The sequence below is a fragment of the Streptosporangium sp. G11 genome (genome assembly GCF_051192615.1).
In the GTDB taxonomy this organism is placed as follows: Bacteria; Actinomycetota; Actinomycetes; order Streptosporangiales; family Streptosporangiaceae; genus Streptosporangium.
The window spans coordinates 35,941-51,787 of the sequence record NZ_JBPJUQ010000035.1 but is presented as its reverse complement, the minus strand read 5'-3'; the positions used below and the strand labels follow the sequence as shown (position 1 = coordinate 51,787).

The window sequence follows — 15,847 nt, the reverse complement described above, 5'->3', positions numbered from 1 at the left end:
GCCGGTGCCGAGGTGGGGGCTGGGCGGGGTGCTGCTGGGCGTGCCGCTGGTGATAGCCCTCGCCGGTCCGTGGTTCGCGGGCGAACCGGCCCCCCGAGGTGTCCCGTTCGGCTCCGGCCCGTTCCTGGGCACGGACTTCGTCGGCCGTGACGTGTGGCGGCAGGTACTTCTCGGTGGCCGTACGGTCGTGGTGGTCGCCCTGGCCGCCACCGCCCTGGCCTTCCTGGCCGGCACGCCACTGGGGCTGCTGACCGCGATGACCCGGCGGCGATGGCTCGACGAGCTGCTGATGCGCCCGCTGGACCTGCTGCTGGCCGTTCCCTCGCTGTTGAGGCTCATCCTGCTCGCCGCCGTCGCACCGCCAGGCCCCGTCACCCTGGTCGTCATCGTCGCGGTGATCAGCCTGCCGGAGGTGGCCCGGATCTCCCGTGCGGCGGCCCTGGAGATCGCCTCCAGGCCCGCGATGGAGGCGATGCGGCTCCAGGGCGAGAGCTGGTGGCGCCGGGCGTTCGGCTACGTGGGCCGGTCGATGCTCCGTACCCTTCTGGCCGACCTGGGCGTCCGCGTCGTCGGCGCGCTCTATCTCGTCGCGACGGCGAGTTTCCTGGGGGTCGGCGTCTCCCCGGACGCCGGCGACTGGGCGGTGATGGTCGACCGGAACCGGGCGGGCATGTTCCTCCAGCCGTGGGCGGTGCTCGTCCCGGCGCTGCTGCTCGTGGCGCTGTCGGTCGGGCTGAACCTGCTCTTCGACGAGGCACGGCGCGGCCGGGGGGAGGCCGCGTGATCCGCGTCGTGGGACTGCGCGCCGAGGCCGGCGGCGCCACGCTGGTCGACGGCGTCTCCTTCGAGCTCGCGCCCGGCCGGGTGCTCGCCCTGGTCGGGGCCTCGGGCAGCGGCAAGACCACCATCGGGCGGGCGCTGCTCGGCGAGCACGCGCCCGGCGTGGTCCTGTCGGGGACGGTCGAGGTGGCCGGGACGGTGGGCTACCTGCCGCAGCACCCCGCGTCCGCGCTCAACCCGGTCCGCCGCGCGGGGGCGGTGCTGCGCGAGGTCGCCCGGCGGCACGCGCCGGGCGGCGCCGTGGCGAATGAGTCCGTGGTGGACGAGTCCGTGGCGGGCCGGATCTCGTCCGTGCTCCGCCGCGTCGACCTGCCCGCCGCCGGGGAGATGGCGCGCCGCTACCCGCACGAGCTCTCCGGGGGGCAGCGGCAACGCCTGGTGCTCGCCCAGACGCTGCTGACGGCGCCGTCGGCGATCGTGGCGGACGAGCCCACCACCGGCCAGGACGCCATCACCAAGCGGGAGGTCGTGGCCGAACTGGAGGATCTCGTACGGCAGGGCATCGCGCTGGTCCTGCTCAGCCACGACCTGGACGTGGTGCGCGCGCTCGCCGACCACGTCGTCGTGTTGCGCGCGGGCCGGGCGGTGGAGAGCGGGCCGGCCGGGGAGGTGCTCGTTCGGCCCCGGCACGACTACACCCGGCGCCTGCTCGCCGCCCGGCTCCCGGTGGTCCCCTCTCCCCATGAGTCCGGTTCGTCCACCGGCCTCATGGGGAGAGCGGAGCCGTTCCCGTCCGAGGTGGGCTCGTCTCCCGGAGGGACCGGTTTCTCCGGAGGGGGCCGGCCCTCCGGTGAGGCCGCGCCGCCGCGGGAGGCCGTGCCGGGCCGGTCCGGCTCGGCGTCGACGGCCTGACGGCGAGGCACCGCTCGGTGCCGGTGCTCCACGATGTGTCGCTGCGGGTGGCCGCCGGGCGGTGCCTGGCGCTGGTCGGACGCTCGGGAAGCGGGAAGACGACCCTCGCGCGCTGTGTCGCGGGGCTGCACGAGCCCGCGCGGGGAGCGGTGCTGCTCGACGGGAGGCCGCTGGCGGGGTCGCTGTCACGACGGCGGCGCGAGGACGTGGCCCGCGTGCAGTACGTCTTCCAGGACGCGCACGCCTCCTTCGACCCGAACCGGACGGTGGCCGACCAGGTGAGCCGCACCGCCGTGCGGTTGCGCGGCCTGAGGTCCGGCGCGGCTCGGGACGCGGCGCTGGAGATGCTCGAACGCGTCGGGCTCGGTGCCGCGTCGGCGGCCCGCCGGCCTGCCGGACTGTCCGGCGGGGAGCTCCAGCGCGCGGCGCTCGCCCGCGCGCTGCTCGCCTCCCCCGAGGTCCTCGTCTGCGACGAGATCACCTCGGGGCTGGACACGATCACCCAGGCCGGGGTGCTCGACCTGCTCGACGAGCTGCGCCGCGGGTCCGGGCCGGCCCTCGTGCTGATCAGCCACGACATGGGTGTCGTCGCGCGGCTGGCGGACGACGTCGTGATCCTCTCAGGGGGGAGGGTCGTGGAGGAGGGCGCCGTCGCCCGCGTCCTCGGCCGGCCTCGGCACCCGCTGACCCGCGAGCTGCTCGCTTCGCACGTCCCCCCGGATCCGCGCGTCACACCGGGTTCGTACGTTCCGCCGGAGCCGCGCGTTCGCCGGACGGGCCGGGGCTGAGCGCGTGGAGGACGGGCCGGGACGGGGCGGGCGGGCGGCCCGGTCAGGAGCCGCCGGTGAGGTCGTACGCCTGGGCGATGAGCTCGAAGGAGCGGGTCCGGTCGGCGGTGCTGTGGACCATCGTGGTGATCATCAACTCGTCGGCCTCGGTGCGCTTGCGGAGATCCTCCAACCCCTGCCGCACCTCGACGGCGTCTCCCAGCACCACCTTGGACAGGTGGTCGTCGATGAAGTCCTGCTCCAACGGGTTGTACGGGTAGCTCTCGGCCTCCTCGGGCGTGGGGATCGGCTGCGGCGCCCCGCGCCGCAGCCGCAGCATGGACAGCCCGCCGGAGCGGGCCAGGCGCAGCGCCTGCTCGCGGCTGTCGGCGGCGATCGCGGAGACGCCGATCATCGCGTACGGCCGGTCGAGGACGGCGGAGGGCTCGAAGGACGACCGGTACAGCTCCAGGGCCGGGATGGTGTTGTTGCCGCTGAAGTGGTGCGCGAAGGCGAACGGCAGGCCGAGCATCCCGGCGAGCTGGGCGCTGAAGCCGCTGGAACCGAGCAGCCAGATCGGCGGGCGGCCCGACTCGGGGGAGCGGGGCACCGCGACGACCCGCTCCAGCGGGTGGCCCTGCGGGAACGTGCCGTCCAGGAAGGCCGTCAGCTCGGCCAGCTGCTCGGGGAAGTCGTCGGCGTCCAGGCTGTGCCGCCCGCGCAGGGCCCTCGCCGTGGCGGGGTCGGTGCCGGGGGCCCGGCCGAGCCCGAGGTCGATGCGGCCCGGATGCAGCGCGTGCAGGGTGCCGAACTGCTCGGCGACGATCAGCGGGGCGTGGTTGGGCAGCATGACGCCGCCGGACCCCAGCCGGATGCTCCTGGTCGCGGCGGCCAGATGGGCGATCAACACGGCGGGCGAGGAACTGGCCACGGACGGCATGCCGTGGTGCTCGGCCACCCAGATCCGGTGGTAACCCCACTCCTCCGCACGCCTGGCCAGCCGGGTGCTCGCCTCCAGGGTTTCGGTGGGTGTCACTCCCGAACCGACGGTCGCCAGTTCGAGGATCGACAGGGGTACCTCGGAGGAGCCGCGGGCCGTCCCACGGATGTCGTCATCAGCCATGTAGGCGGCAACCAGGCGAAGCGGGGGTTTATTTCTGTTGACCACCTGAGATTGATCTTGCAAGGGTGACATCACTGAGTCAGGATCTGTCATGCGGCTTGAAAACCGCACCGCCCACGGGCACGCTTCTCCACCCCCCTCGGAGGCCGTTTTGCGTTTCCCCGCCCGTTTCCCCGCCCGTTTCCCCGCCCGTTTCTCCGCCCGTTTTCCCGTGCATTTCCCTCTCCGTTTCCCCGCCCGTTTCCTCGCCCGTTTCTCCGTTCGTCTCGCCGTCGTGGTCGCGCTGGTCGCGTCCGTGACCACCTCGATCATCGGCACCCCCGCCCACGGGAGCGCCGCCCCCCTGACCGGCCTCACCTTCGGCGGCGTTCACAACGCCTACGAGAGGGCGGCCTACCCTTACCTGATCGACGCGCTCGACGCGGGTAACCGGATGATCGAGATCGACCTGTGGACCTTCTTCGGCCAGTGGACCGTCAGCCACTCCAACCCCTTCGGCAACGACAACAACTGCGAACAGGGCGCGACCGTCGGAGAGCTGCGCGACTCCTCTCGCAGCCAGCCGTTCAACCGCTGCCTGGACAACGTCAAGGCGTGGCACGACGCCAACCCCGGACACGAGCTTCTCGTCGTCAAGCTGGAGATGAAGGACGGGTTCCACGACAACCGGGGCAAGGGGCCCGACGAGCTCGACACCGTCCTGCGCGACCGCTTCGCCGGGGCGATGATCACACCGTCCACCCTCAGGGGCGGCCACCCCACCCCCGACGCGGCGGCCAGGGCCGGTGCCTGGCCGTCCGACACGCGAGGCAAGATCCTGGTCTACGTCATCAGGGGCACCGTCGAGAACGACAGCCTGCCCACCGAGCTGGAGTACGCCCGCCACCTGCGCGACCATCCCGCCGACGCGCAGGTGTTCCCGGTTCCCCAGGGGTCGTACGGCGGCGGCGACCCGCGCCAGGGCTACGAGGAGTCGCTGCGTCCCTGGTTCGTGGTCTTCGACGGCGGCGCGACGAGCTTCGCCGGGCTGTCGGCCGAGTCGCGGGCGTTCTACCGCGACTACTTCACCACGGTGACCGGCGCCCACAGTGTCGCGCCCGCCCTGGACACCTACAACCCGACTCCGCAGCAGGCCCTCGACCGGACCCGGCAGCTCGGCTGCCTGGGCGCGACCGTCGTCTCCAGCGACTGGCGCACCGTACCCGGCTGGCAGGGACCGCACGACCGCGCCGCCTGCTAGCACGATGATCACGCCGCTCCCCTGGAGGGCCTCGCGTGAAGGAACTCGCGTACTCGCGTGAAGGAACTCGCGTGAAGGAAAAGGCCACGCGGGCGGCACGACGCTCCTCGGTCCTCCCCAGTCCTCCCCGGTCCTTCCCGGCCGGGGAGCGTCGCGTTCTGTGACGGAGGCGCGGGGAGGCACGGGAGATCTGTCAGGAGCCGCTCGCGGTGGCGTGCGCGGGCGGGACGGCGTGGAGGTCGTGGCCGGAGCCGAGCCGCTGGGCGGTGGCGGTGAGCCGGGTGATCAGCTCGGGGAGCCGGTCGTCGCCGAGCCGTACGGCCGGGCCCTGGATGGCCAGCGCGGCCAGCACGTTGCCGTGGCCGTCGTGGACCGGGACGGCCGCGGCCCGGACCCCGGCGACGCGCTCCTCGAAGTTGATGGCCGTACCCCGGGCGCGGATGCGGTCGAGCTCCGCCTCCAGCCCGGCGCGGGTGGTGATCGTGGTGTCGGTGTAGCGGGCGAAGGGCTCCTGCATGCCGACCCTCGGATCCCCGAAGGCGAGCAGGACCTTGCCCATCGCGCACACGTGGATCGGGTTGCGCTGGCCGGGCTCCTGCTCGTAGCGGAGCGGCTGCCGTGAGGGGACCTGGAGCAGCACGGCCACCTCGTCGCCGATGCGCACGCCCAGGTTGACGGCCTCCCCGGTCAGGTCGCGCAGGGCCTCCAGCTCGGGGAGCATCGTGGTCGCGCCGAGGCGTTCCAGGGCCAGGCGGCCCAGCGTGGCGGTGGTGATCCCGAGGTGGTAGCGCTCGGTCACCGGGTCCTGGCCGAGCATCCCCGCCGCGTGCAGGGCGCGGACGATGCGGTGGGCGGTGCTGACCGACAGGTGGAGCCGCTGCGCCACCTCGGTGGGGGAGAGGGTCACCGACCGCTCGAACGCCCGCAGCACCGCGATGGCGCGTTCGATCGCCTGGGTGCCCCTGCGGGTGGCGTCTTCAGGCTTCGGCTTCATCAGGTCCACCATCCCAGCTTAGGGTCAAAAGCTATTCCCTACACTCTTGACGGGTTTTTGGGGTATTACTACTATGTGGAATGAAGATCTTGCCATGTGGGATCTGGCTCGTTTCCCTGAGAGGACCCCCGTCATGCCTGTCCGTCGGCTTCTGCGACCGCTGGCCCTGCTCTTCTCGGTCGTTCTCGCGTTGACCGCCTGTGGCGGTGGCACCCAGTCGGCCACCACCGGCTCCGGTGGCGAGGGGGGCACCCTCAAGTGGGGTTGGACCCTTCCCACAACGTGGGATCCGGTCACCTCCAGCGCCGGTAACGACGTCAACGCCCTGTCCCTCGTCTACAGTGCCGTCACCCGCCTGGACGACACGGGCGACGCCGTCCCCGGCCTGGCCACCGCCTGGAAGTACGCCGACGGGGGCAAAAACGTCACCTTCACCCTCAGAGCCGGGCTGACCTTCTCCGACGGCTCCCCGCTCGACGCCGACGCCGTCCGCAGGAGCGTCCTGCGCGGCCGGGACCAGAAGGACTCGCTGATCGCCTCCCAGTTGCGCGGGGTGAAGGACGTCGAGGTCGTCTCGCCCACCGAGTTCAGGATCCTGCTCGACCGGCCCGACTACCAGATCCCCAACCTGCTCGCGGGGAAGACCGGGATGATCGTCAACCCCCGGGTCTTCGAGGCGGACGCCAAGGCCGTCAGCGCCAAGCCCGCCGGCGCCGGACCCTTCACCCTCACCCAGCTCGTCCCCGGCTCGCACGCCAACCTGGACCGCAACCCGTCCTACTACGACGTCGCGAACATTCATCTGGCCAAGTTCGAGCTCAAGACCGTCTCCGAGCCCGCCACCGTCGTCGCCGGGCTCCAGTCCGGCCAGTTCGACGTCGCGATACTGCCCGCCGCCCAGATCGACGCGGCCAAGGCGGCCGGGCTGAAGGTGGACCTCATCCCGTCGCTGACCGTCCGGGTCCTGGACGTCAACAACAAGATCGCGCCGTTCGACAACCCCAAGGTCACCGAGGCGCTGAAGTACGCGGTCGACCGCAGGGCCCTGCTGGAGACCTCCGGCTTCGGCGTCGGCGAGGTCAACACGCAGCCGTTCCCCAAGGGCCACCTCGGCTACAACCCCGAGCTGGAGAACCTCTACCCGTACGACCCCGCCAAGGCCAGGAAACTGCTCGCCGAGGCCGGGTTCCCCAACGGCGTCGACGTCCCGCTGACCACCGCCACCCCCGAGGGCCTGCCCGAGCAGGTCCAGGAGCAGCTCAAGGCCGCCGGGATCAGGACCGCCATCAAACTCATCGCCCCGGCGCAGCACACCCAGCTCGTCTACGTCCAGCACAATGTGGCCCTCGCCCCCGACGGCTTCGTCGGCCGCGAGTCGCCGCTGCAGGCGCTCGGCGTCGTGTACGGGCCCGAGGGGCTGATGAACCCCGGACGCAACACGCCCAAGGCGCTGCTGGAGCAGTTCGACAGGATCCGCACCACGCCGCCGGACGACCCCGGCTACGCCAAGGCCGTCCAGGACGCGGTCGCCATCGGCGTCAAGGAGCTCCCCAACGTCTGGCTGTTCACCACGCCGCGCATCTTCGCCCGCAGCCCCAGGGTCTCCGAGCTTCCCGCCAACCTCGCGGTGCAGCGCTTCGACGGCGTACGGGTGGCGAACCCGTGACCGCGCTCGGATCACGCGCCCCCGCGACCGCGCGGGGAGCCAGGGAGGACAGGGCGGCCGGGGGGAGCGGGGAGGGTGGGGCGGTTCGCCGGCCCGTCGTGACGGCGGGCCGGGCGGGACCCTCTCACGCCCGCCGGACCGCGGGGAGGGCCCGGTGGCGCGCGGTGGCGCGCGGGTCGGCCGCCCTGGTGGTCGTGGCGCTCACCTCCACCTTCATCACCTACGGGCTGGGCGCGCTCGGCGACGCCAACCCGGCGGCGGCCGTGCTGGGGGAGACCGCGACCCCCGCGGACATCGCCAGGATGAGCCACGAGTTCGGGCTCGACCGCCCTTTCCTCGGGCAGTACGTCACCTGGCTGGGCAACGCCCTCACCGGAGACCTGGGCCGCTCCTGGTTCACCCAGATCCCGGTCGCCGAGAGCATCGCGCAGCGCCTCCCCGTCGACCTGTCGATCACCGGCCTGGCCGTGCTCATCGCGGTCCTCGCCGGAGGCGCGGCGGGCATCGGCGCGGCGGTGAGCAACGGCGGCAGGTTCGACCGGATCGTGACCGCCCTCTGCGCGGTCGCCTCCACCCTGCCCGCGTTCGTCGTCGGCATCGGGTTGATCGTGGTCCTCGCCGTGATCGTCCCGGTGTTCCCCTCCGGCGGGTACGTGCCGTTCTCCCAGGATCCCGTGCAGTGGCTGCGGCTGATCACCCTCCCGGCGATCGCGCTCAGCCTCGACGCCGCCGCCGACCTCGCCAGGCAGCTCCGTACCGGCCTGGTGGCCGCGCTGAGGGAGAACTACGTGACCGGCGCGGTGGTCCGCGGGCTCCCGGCAGGGCGGGTGCTGTTCCGGCACGCGCTGCGCAACGCCGCAGGCCCGGCGCTCACCGTGCTCGGGATGCACATCCCCCGCCTGATCGGCGGCGCGGTGGTCACCGAGGCGGTGTTCGCGCTGCCGGGTCTCGGCCAGCTCACCGGCGAGGCGGCGCTCAAGCACGACGTCCCGGTGATCCAGGGCGCGCTGCTGGCCACCATCGCGCTGGTGCTCGTCTCCAACGTCGCCGTCAACGCGGCCGTCGCCAGGCTGCGGGGTGCGCGATGACCTCCCTGCGCAGGGCGTGGCGGTTGCCCTCCGTCAAGCTGTCCGTGGCGATCCTCGCCGTCGTGCTCCTCGTCGCCGTGTTCGGCGGCCTGCTCGCCCCGTACGACCCGATCGCGCAGAACCCCGGGCTGCGCCTGCGGGGGCCGTCGGGGGAACACCTCCTCGGCACCGACTACCTCGGCCGCGACGTGTTCAGCCGGCTGCTCGCCGGGACCGGGCTCTCGATCGCCGGGGCGGCGGAGGCGGTCGCCGTCGGGCTGTTCCTGGGCGCGATCCCCGGCCTGGCCTCGATGTTCTTCGGCAGGGTCTTCGAGTGGACGACGATGCGGCTGGTGGACGCGCTGCTCACGCTGCCGTTCGTCATCTTCGCCATCGCCGTCGCCGGGATCCTCGGCAACGGCCTGCACCAGGCGATGGCCGCCATCGGGCTGCTGCTCGCGCCGGTGTTCTACCGGGTCACCCGCACGGCGGCGCTGAGTTTCACCCGGGCCCAGTACGTCGAGGCGGCCGAACTGCTCGGCGCGTCCCGCTCCCGCATCCTGCGCACCCACATCGCGGGCAAGGTGCTGCCGACGGTCGCGGTGACCGCGGCCGGGGCGTCCGCGGCGGCGTTGCTGGTCGTCTCCTCCCTCGCCTTCCTCGGTATCGGCGTCGAGCCCCCCGCCCCCACCTGGGGCGGGATGCTGGCCAGCGACCTGGGCTACCTTCACCAGCGTCCTCTGGCCCCGCTCGCGCCCGCCCTCGTGATCATGCTGACCGTCGGCGCGCTCAACGCCCTCGCCGACGCCGTACGCGACACGACCGGCCTCCACGCGGAGAGCTTTCCCACCGAAGCGACCGAAGGCGTCGACGGCCTCCGGGCCGGAAGCCTCCACACCGACGAGAGCGAGGAGCTCCATGCCCGCTGAAGCGCTGTTGAGCGTGCGCGACCTGCGCGTGACCGTCTCGGGAGGCCGGGCCGAGGCCGTGCGCGGCGTCTCCTTCGAGGTCGCCCCCGGCGAGGCCGTCGGCCTGGTCGGCGAGTCGGGCAGCGGCAAGACTCTCACCTGCCGCGCGGTCCTGGGCGCCCTGCCGCCCGGCTGCTCGGTGAGCTCGGGCGAGATCGGGTTCGGCGGCCACGACCTGACGGGGACGAGCCGGGGGGAGTGGCTAGGGATCCGCGGGAGCAGGATCGGCGCGGTCTTCCAGGACCCGGCCTCCTACCTGAACCCGTCCCTGCCGGTCGGCGGCCAGCTCGCCGAGGTGCTGCGGGTCAAGCTCGGCCTGCGACGGCGCGCGGCCCGCGAGCGCGCCGTCGAGCTGCTGGACGCGATGGGCCTGCGCGACCCGGCCCGTGTCTGCGGCCAGTACCCGCACGAGCTGTCCGGCGGCATGCTCCAGCGCGTCCTGATCGCCATCGCCGTCTCCTGCGACCCCGAGCTGCTGATCGCCGACGAGGCCACCACCGCGCTCGACGTGACCGTCCAGGCCGAGGTGCTCGAACTCCTCGCCCGGCTGCGCGCCGAGCGCGGCCTGTCGATCGTGTGCGTCTCCCACGACCTGGCGGTCATCGCGGCGCTCTGCGACCGGATCGTCGTCTTCTACGGGGGCGAGATCGTCGAGTCGGGGCCGACGCGGGAGGTCCTGGCCCGGCCCCGGCACCCTTACACCGAGGCCCTGCTGCGGGTCGCCTCGGTCGGCGACTGGGGCAGGCGAGACCTGGAGGTCATCCCCGGCCAGCCACCGCCCGCGGGCGCCTCCCTGCCGGGCTGCCGCTTCGCCGGCCGCTGCGCCTTCGCCGAGGAGGCCTGCTCGGCGGCGCCCGTTCCGCTCACCGCCCGCCCCGGCGGGTGCGAGGTCCGCTGCCTGCGCCCGGAGCCGGCGGATCGCGACGCGGTGCCCGCCGGTGCCGGGGCGCGGGGGACGGACCTGTGACCGGCCCCGCGAGCACCTCCGCGACCGGCTCCACGGGTATCCCCGTGACCGGCGCCGGCGCCGTGACCGGTTCTGTGAGCACCCCCGCGAACGCTCCCGTGACCGGCTCCGTCGTCGCGGCCGGTTCGGCGAGCGTGCCGCTGCTGGCCGTGCGGGGGGTGAACGTGTCGCTCGGCAGGCCCGCCGTGCGGATCCTCAGCGACGTCGACCTCACCGTCAGGGCCGGGGAGATCGTCGGGATCGTGGGGGAGACCGGCTCCGGCAAGACGACCCTGGCCAGGACCGTCGTCGGGCTGGTCCACCCCGACTCCGGTTCCGTCGAGGTGGAGGGCGTCGAGATCTCCTCGTTGCGGGGCAAGGCGCTGAGGGCGCACCGCCGTACGGGGAAGGTGCGGTTCGTCTTCCAGGACCCGCTCCGCTCGCTCGACCCCGACCACAGTGTGGGGGCCGTCGTCGGTGAGGGCCTGGCCGTGCGGGGCGTGCCCCCGGCCGAGCGTGCGGCCAGGGTGCGGGCGGCGCTGGAGCTCGTCGGCCTGGATCCCGGCCTCGCGGCCAGGACGCCCGGCCAGATCTCCGGCGGCCAGCGGCAGCGCGTCTCGATCGCCCGCGCGATCGTGTCGGAGCCGTCGCTGCTGATCTGTGACGAGCCGGTCAGCGCGCTGGACGCCTCCAACCGCAACCACATCCTGCGCCTCCTGGACGATCTGCGCGGGCGGCTCGGCGCCGGTGTCGTCGTCATCTCCCACGACCTCAGCTCCCTGGCGGGCGTCGCCGACCGGGTCGCGGTCCTCTACCGGGGCCGGATCGTCGAGGAGGGCCCGATCGGCGAGGTCTTCGACGATCCCCGCCACCCCTACACCGCGCTGCTCGTCGCCTCCGCCCCGCGCGTCACCGGTGCCGCGCGCCACTCCCTGGAACGGCTGCGGGCGGCATCGACCGGCGCCGCGGGCGGCTGCGTCTTCGCCCACCGCTGCCCGTTCGCCACCGAGGCCTGCTCGGTCGTCCCCGAGCCGGTCACCCGGGACGGGCGCACGGTCGCCTGCCACCACGCCGGCACCTGGCCCGCGCAGGCCGCCGCACCCCGGCACGCCCCCGGCCCCGGTCCCGGTCCCGCCCATGGTCCCCTCCTCCCCCCTGTCCCCGGCCCCGGCCTCGATCCCGGCTCCGTCCCGTCCCCGCCCCTCGGTTCCAACCCCGCCTCCGATCTCGCCTCCGATCTCGCCCCCGATTCCGTCCCCCGCTTCGTCGCCCGTTAAGGAGCACACGCATGTCCATCGAGATTCTCGGCATGGTCGGCACGAAGGACTTCTCAGAGACCCACGGTTCCTTCATCGACGGCCCGCCCATCGACGTCCCCTATCTGGCCGGGTTCGCCCGCGCCCACGAGGCCGCCGGGTTCGACCGGGTGCTGATCGGCTACGGGGCCTCCTCGCCCGACGGGTTCGCCGTCGCCGCGTCGGTGCTGCACGCCACCGAGCGGCTGCGCGTGCTGATCGCGCACCGGCCCGGCTTCGTCGCCCCGACGGTGGTGGCCAGGAAGCTCGCCACCCTCGACCAGCTCACCGGTGGAGGCAGGGTCGCCATCCACCACATCACCGGCGGAGACGAGGCCGACCAGCGCCGCGACGGCGACTTCCTCGACCACGGCGCCCGCTACCGGCGTACCGGCGAGTTCATGTCCGTGCTGCGCCGCACGCTCACCTCGGCCGAGCCGTTCGACCACGAGGGCGAGTTCTACCGGTTCGAGGGCGCGTACAGCTCGGTCAGGGCCGACATCCCGCTCTACTTCGGCGGCGCCTCCCCGGCGGCCGTCCAGACCGGGGCCGAGCACGCCGACGTCTACATGCTGTGGGGCGAGCCGCTGGCCGAGACCGCCGAGCGGATCCGGCGTGTCAGGGAGGAGGCGGCCAGGCACGGCCGCGAGATCACCTTCAGCCTGTCCACCCGGCCGATCGTCGCCGCCACCGAGGCCGAGGCCTGGGAGCGGGCCGAGCGGATCAGGGCGGCGACCGCCGAGCGGGTCTCCGGCGGCGGGCTCCGCTGGGGCAAGGGAAAGAGCGAGTCCACCTCCGTCGGGGCCGCCAGGCTCCAGGAGCAGGGCGCCGAGCGGGAGGTGCACGACGAGCGGCTCTGGTACGGCGTGACCAACCTGACCGGTCCCGGCGGCAACTCCACGGCCGTGGTCGGCACCGCGGAGCAGGTCGCCGAGGCGCTGCTGAGGTATCACGACCTCGGCGTCACGACCTTCCTCGTCCGGGGCTTCGACCCGGTGGACGACGTCGTGCGGTGGGGCGACGACCTGGTGCCGCTGCTCCGGCAGGGCGCCGACCGGCGCGAACCCGCGGGCGTGGGCGCGTGAGCGCGACCCGCGCGGCCAAGGGGGCCGGTCCCGAGCAGCCCGGGTGCGCCCGGCCGGGCAGGGCCGGGCACCCCCGGCGAACCGATCAGCCGGGACACGGCACGGGAGGTATCTCGATGAGCGCCGAGGCGGTCGGCGGCGGGCAGCCGCGCGATGTCTTCCTGTCCGCCTTCCGCAGGCACGCCGCCGGGGTCGCCGTCGTCACCGCCCCCGGTCCGGCCGGTTTCACCGCGACCTCGCTGACCTCGATGTCGCTCGACCCCCCGCTGCTGTCGTTCGGCATCTCGGTCGGCTCGTCGAGCTGGCCGGCGATCCGTGACGCGGACGGGTTCGTCGTCCACATTCTCGCCGGAGACCAGCGGGACGTGGCGGAGCTGTTCGCCAGGAAGGGCGCCGACAGGTTCGCCGACCGGGACCGCTGGGAACCTCTTCCCGGAGGGGAGCCGCTGCTGTACGGGACGGCCGCGTGGCTGCTCTGCCGCACCCAGGAGCGGTTCATCGCGGGAGATCACCGGCTGGTCGTCGGCCGGGTCGTGGAGGGGCACACCGATCCCGCCCACCCCCCGCTGCTGTACCACGATGGAGGTTTCGGCGCGCTCGCGCCGCACCCTTCCGACCGAACCAGGAGCGACTGATGCCGATCGTCCTTCCCGAGGACCCGTTCCACCGCCGCCTGCACCACATCGCGCCCGGCGGTCTCACCTCCGAGACCGCCCAGACCGGCGGCATGCGCCGCCTCGCGGCCATCAGCGGCGCCACCGTCGGCTCCAGCCGCTTGTGGATGGGCCAGACCCACGTGGCGCCCGCCACCGCCTCGGCGAACCACCACCACGGAGAGTCCGAGACCGCCATCTACGTCGTCAGCGGCAACCCCTCGTTCGTCTTCGCCGACATCGAGGGGGAGGAGCCCGTCGAGGTGCGCATCGACGCCAAGCCGGGCGACTACATCTTCGTGCCGCCCTTCGTCCCTCACCGGGAGGAGAATCCCGACCCCGACCTGGAGGCGATCGTGGTCATCGCCCGCAGCACCCAGGACGCCATCGTGATCAACCTGGACGACCTCACGTGGACGGGGCCGGTCCTGACCTCACGGTGACGGGCGGCCGCGGCGGACCGTGGGACCGTGGGACCACGGCGGACCGCCGTCACCCCGAGGTCCTCACGTGTCCGCCGCCCGTCTGATCCGCCCGCCCGATCCACCGGGCGGATCCGCCCGCCTGGTCCGCCGGACAGGATCCCCGTCCGATCACCCCCGCCGTCGCTCTTTGCTCATCCGGCCGCCGGGACGATCCCCGGCCGGCCGTTCACTCGCCGCCGGTGTCCCCGGCCGGTCGTCCCTCGGTCGCCCAGCCGCCGGTCGGCTCCCCGGCCAGCCGGTCACCCGCCATGACCCCGGTGTACACCAGGGCGGGCGGTACGTTGCGCCAGATCGGGCCCAGGGAGGCGACGGTGGCGAACGTGCCGTTCATGAGGCCGCGAAAGTGCCGGAAGCGCTGGAACGGCATCACGGTCAGCGTCGTGATGGTGCTGAAGGCGCCGCCGGGGGCGAGTGAGGCCGCGATCTCCTCCAGCATGCGCTTCTGCTGGGCCTCCTCGAACAGGGTCCAGGGAAGCGAGGAGACGATCGCGTCGGCGTGGGACAGACCGGCCTCCCGCAGCAGCTTGCCGAGGTCGCCCGCGTCGCCGGCGATCACCTCCAGCCAGGGCCTGCTGCGCCGCAGGTGGCTCACCATGCCCTCGTTGACCTCCACGGCGAGCTGCCGTCCCCCCGGGGGGAGGCGGTCGCGGATCGCGTCGCTGATCACTCCACCGCCGGCTCCGAGTTCGACGACCACGGCCCCGGGGGTTGCGGGGACGATCGAGGCCGCCAGGCGGGCGACGGCCTTCGAACTGGGAGCGATCGCCCCCAGCTGATGGGGATTACGCATGATCGCACCGAGGAATGTGAGCGTGTCACTACCGGCAGGACGAGTTTGAGAGAGCATCGACAGCTTATTCCCCCAGTTGAGAGGGTTATGCCAGTTGACGGGCTTTGATGATCGGGCTTCCGGCGCCGTACAGCGCCTGTACAGCCGCCGTACAGACGCCGGTCCGGTGGCCGGGAACGGGTAAGTGCGGTGGCGGGCCCGGTCCGCCACCGGTGACGGTTCCCACCCGCCTCTGCCCGGGGGCGACGGAGCGAGGTACCGTCGTCTTATCGGATCCCGGTCATGAGGGGAGCCGTCATGCCAGACGATTCCGATCACGTGCTCGACTCCATCGACGGCGCCGTCGACGAATGGCTCGCCATGAGCGACGACTCGATGCGCTGGACGCCGCCGGAGAAGGCACGGCCGAAGCCTCAGTTCGGCCTGCCGGTGCCGCCGCTGCCGCAGGTGCTGGAAGACTTCCTCCAGGAGGTCGGCACCCGCCTCGGCCCGCCCGCCCAGGCCGTGGTCGACGCGTTCCGCCCCCTGGGGGAGGGGGTGGTCGACGCCGTCTCCACCTTCCTCGACAGCCCGCCCATGCGGCAGCTCCTCGATCCGCCCGGCCCGTCGGGCGACCGTCCGGAGACGCTCGGGATCAACGCGTTTCCCGAGACGTTCGGGCCGCCGGAAGGCGCGTCCCGGCCGCGCATGATCGAGGCGCGGCCGGCCGAGGTCGAGCCGCCGTCCGGTCCGCCGGGTCCGTCCGGTCCGTCGGGCGCCTCCGGTTCGTCGGGCGCCTCCGGCCCGTCCGGCCCGTCCAGCCCGTCAGACCTGTCGGACCCGCTCGGTCCGGCGGGCCCGTCCGGCGCGTCCCCGGTGCGGGAGCGCCCGGATGCCGGGCCGTCAGGGCGCGGCGGGTCTCCGGCCGGGCAGCCGCCCGCGTAGGCCCCGGCGACCTCCGGGTCACCTCCGGCCGTACCGTGGTCACATTCGGTCGAGGGCCGGTCACCTTTGGTTGCCGGGCCGAGCGTGACAGGGGCGCACCCACCCTCGGGCGGAGCCCTCCGAAGGGGCCTCGCGCCGGCCCGCCGCCGGAG

The 15,847-nt window shown here is 73.3% G+C and carries 16 protein-coding genes; 13 read left to right on the top strand and 3 right to left on the bottom strand.

Going from position 1 to position 15,847, the window contains the following annotated elements; translation table 11 throughout:
- Positions 1–4 precede the first annotated feature (4 nt).
- From ACSDR0_RS28250 to ACSDR0_RS28240, 3 genes are read left to right on the top strand one after another with little or no spacing between them, the layout of a single operon-like run.
- Positions 5–784, top strand: a complete 780-nt coding sequence (locus tag ACSDR0_RS28250) for an ABC transporter permease (protein ID WP_435291925.1) — start codon at positions 5–7, stop codon at positions 782–784.
- A complete protein-coding gene (locus ACSDR0_RS28245) occupies positions 781–1,692 on the top strand; it encodes an ATP-binding cassette domain-containing protein (RefSeq protein WP_435291924.1) in 912 nt (303 codons plus the stop codon). Before ACSDR0_RS28250 ends, ACSDR0_RS28245 begins: the two co-directional genes overlap by 4 nt.
- Before the next feature lie 17 nt (positions 1,693–1,709).
- On the top strand, positions 1,710–2,480 hold the full coding sequence (locus ACSDR0_RS28240) for an ABC transporter ATP-binding protein (protein ID WP_435291923.1): 771 nt from the start codon (positions 1,710–1,712) through the stop codon (positions 2,478–2,480).
- 43 nt (positions 2,481–2,523) lie between these two features.
- Here ACSDR0_RS28240 and ACSDR0_RS28235 read toward each other — a convergent pair whose 3' ends face one another.
- Positions 2,524–3,582, bottom strand: a complete 1,059-nt coding sequence (locus ACSDR0_RS28235) for an LLM class flavin-dependent oxidoreductase (protein ID WP_435291922.1) — start codon at positions 3,580–3,582, stop codon at positions 2,524–2,526.
- A 211-nt stretch (positions 3,583–3,793) separates the two neighbouring features.
- Here ACSDR0_RS28235 and ACSDR0_RS28230 point away from each other — a divergent pair, with 211 nt between their 5' ends.
- Positions 3,794–4,822, top strand: coding sequence for a Ca2+-dependent phosphoinositide-specific phospholipase C (locus tag ACSDR0_RS28230; protein ID WP_435291921.1), 1,029 nt, complete (start codon positions 3,794–3,796; stop codon positions 4,820–4,822).
- Between the two features lie 193 nt (positions 4,823–5,015).
- Here the strand turns inward: ACSDR0_RS28230 and ACSDR0_RS28225 are convergent, their stop codons facing one another.
- Positions 5,016–5,816, bottom strand: a complete 801-nt coding sequence (locus ACSDR0_RS28225) for an IclR family transcriptional regulator (protein WP_435291920.1) — start codon at positions 5,814–5,816, stop codon at positions 5,016–5,018.
- 133 nt (positions 5,817–5,949) lie between these two features.
- On the opposite strand from ACSDR0_RS28225, the gene ACSDR0_RS28220 reads away from it, so the two are divergent.
- The 8 genes from ACSDR0_RS28220 to ACSDR0_RS28185 all read left to right on the top strand — a co-directional run bounded on the left by ACSDR0_RS28220 (position 5,950) and on the right by ACSDR0_RS28185 (position 13,939).
- On the top strand, positions 5,950–7,482 hold the full coding sequence (locus ACSDR0_RS28220) for an ABC transporter substrate-binding protein (RefSeq protein WP_435291919.1): 1,533 nt from the start codon (positions 5,950–5,952) through the stop codon (positions 7,480–7,482).
- 164 nt (positions 7,483–7,646) lie between these two features.
- On the top strand, positions 7,647–8,570 hold the full coding sequence (locus tag ACSDR0_RS28215) for an ABC transporter permease (RefSeq protein ID WP_435291918.1): 924 nt from the start codon (positions 7,647–7,649) through the stop codon (positions 8,568–8,570).
- Positions 8,567–9,478, top strand: coding sequence for an ABC transporter permease (locus ACSDR0_RS28210; protein ID WP_435291917.1), 912 nt, complete (start codon positions 8,567–8,569; stop codon positions 9,476–9,478). The genes ACSDR0_RS28215 and ACSDR0_RS28210 overlap by 4 nt, the downstream gene beginning before the upstream one ends.
- Positions 9,468–10,484 (top strand): ABC transporter ATP-binding protein, encoded by a 1,017-nt coding sequence (locus ACSDR0_RS28205; protein ID WP_435291916.1) that lies wholly within the window; start codon positions 9,468–9,470, stop codon positions 10,482–10,484. The genes ACSDR0_RS28210 and ACSDR0_RS28205 overlap by 11 nt, the downstream gene beginning before the upstream one ends.
- Positions 10,481–11,740: an ABC transporter ATP-binding protein gene (locus ACSDR0_RS28200; protein WP_435291915.1), complete on the top strand. Its 1,260-nt coding sequence runs from the start codon at positions 10,481–10,483 to the stop codon at positions 11,738–11,740. Before ACSDR0_RS28205 ends, ACSDR0_RS28200 begins: the two co-directional genes overlap by 4 nt.
- Positions 11,741–11,751: 11 nt before the next feature.
- Complete coding sequence (locus ACSDR0_RS28195) at positions 11,752–12,843, top strand: LLM class flavin-dependent oxidoreductase (protein WP_435291914.1); 1,092 nt, start codon at positions 11,752–11,754, stop codon at positions 12,841–12,843.
- Positions 12,844–12,959: 116 nt separating this feature from the next.
- The gene (locus ACSDR0_RS28190; RefSeq protein WP_435291913.1) at positions 12,960–13,478 is read left to right on the top strand and encodes a flavin reductase family protein; all 519 of its coding nucleotides are present in this window, start codon (positions 12,960–12,962) and stop codon (positions 13,476–13,478) included.
- Positions 13,478–13,939, top strand: coding sequence for a cupin domain-containing protein (locus ACSDR0_RS28185; RefSeq protein ID WP_435291912.1), 462 nt, complete (start codon positions 13,478–13,480; stop codon positions 13,937–13,939). The genes ACSDR0_RS28190 and ACSDR0_RS28185 overlap by 1 nt, the downstream gene beginning before the upstream one ends.
- Positions 13,940–14,147: 208 nt before the next feature.
- On the opposite strand, the gene ACSDR0_RS28180 is transcribed toward ACSDR0_RS28185, so the two are convergent.
- Positions 14,148–14,771: a class I SAM-dependent methyltransferase gene (locus ACSDR0_RS28180; protein WP_435291911.1), complete on the bottom strand. Its 624-nt coding sequence runs from the start codon at positions 14,769–14,771 to the stop codon at positions 14,148–14,150.
- A 297-nt stretch (positions 14,772–15,068) separates the two neighbouring features.
- Between ACSDR0_RS28180 and ACSDR0_RS28175 the strand changes: the two genes are divergently transcribed.
- Entirely contained in the window at positions 15,069–15,695 is a 627-nt protein-coding gene (locus tag ACSDR0_RS28175) for a hypothetical protein (RefSeq protein WP_435291910.1), read from the top strand.
- Positions 15,696–15,847 lie beyond the last annotated feature (152 nt).

What these genes read in the sequence shown, in the direction of transcription:
- ACSDR0_RS28235 (WP_435291922.1), bottom strand. Translation starts at nt 3,582, where the DNA reads ATGGCTGATGACGACATCCGTGGGACGGCCCGCGGCTCCTCCGAGGTA.
- ACSDR0_RS28225 (WP_435291920.1), bottom strand. Translation starts at nt 5,816, where the DNA reads ATGAAGCCGAAGCCTGAAGACGCCACCCGCAGGGGCACCCAGGCGATC.
- ACSDR0_RS28220 (WP_435291919.1), top strand. Translation starts at nt 5,950, where the DNA reads ATGCCTGTCCGTCGGCTTCTGCGACCGCTGGCCCTGCTCTTCTCGGTC.
- ACSDR0_RS28210 (WP_435291917.1), top strand. Translation starts at nt 8,567, where the DNA reads ATGACCTCCCTGCGCAGGGCGTGGCGGTTGCCCTCCGTCAAGCTGTCC.
- ACSDR0_RS28205 (WP_435291916.1), top strand. Translation starts at nt 9,468, where the DNA reads ATGCCCGCTGAAGCGCTGTTGAGCGTGCGCGACCTGCGCGTGACCGTC.
- ACSDR0_RS28195 (WP_435291914.1), top strand. Translation starts at nt 11,752, where the DNA reads ATGTCCATCGAGATTCTCGGCATGGTCGGCACGAAGGACTTCTCAGAG.
- ACSDR0_RS28190 (WP_435291913.1), top strand. Translation starts at nt 12,960, where the DNA reads ATGAGCGCCGAGGCGGTCGGCGGCGGGCAGCCGCGCGATGTCTTCCTG.
- ACSDR0_RS28185 (WP_435291912.1), top strand. Translation starts at nt 13,478, where the DNA reads ATGCCGATCGTCCTTCCCGAGGACCCGTTCCACCGCCGCCTGCACCAC.
- ACSDR0_RS28180 (WP_435291911.1), bottom strand. Translation starts at nt 14,771, where the DNA reads ATGCGTAATCCCCATCAGCTGGGGGCGATCGCTCCCAGTTCGAAGGCC.
- ACSDR0_RS28175 (WP_435291910.1), top strand. Translation starts at nt 15,069, where the DNA reads ATGCCAGACGATTCCGATCACGTGCTCGACTCCATCGACGGCGCCGTC.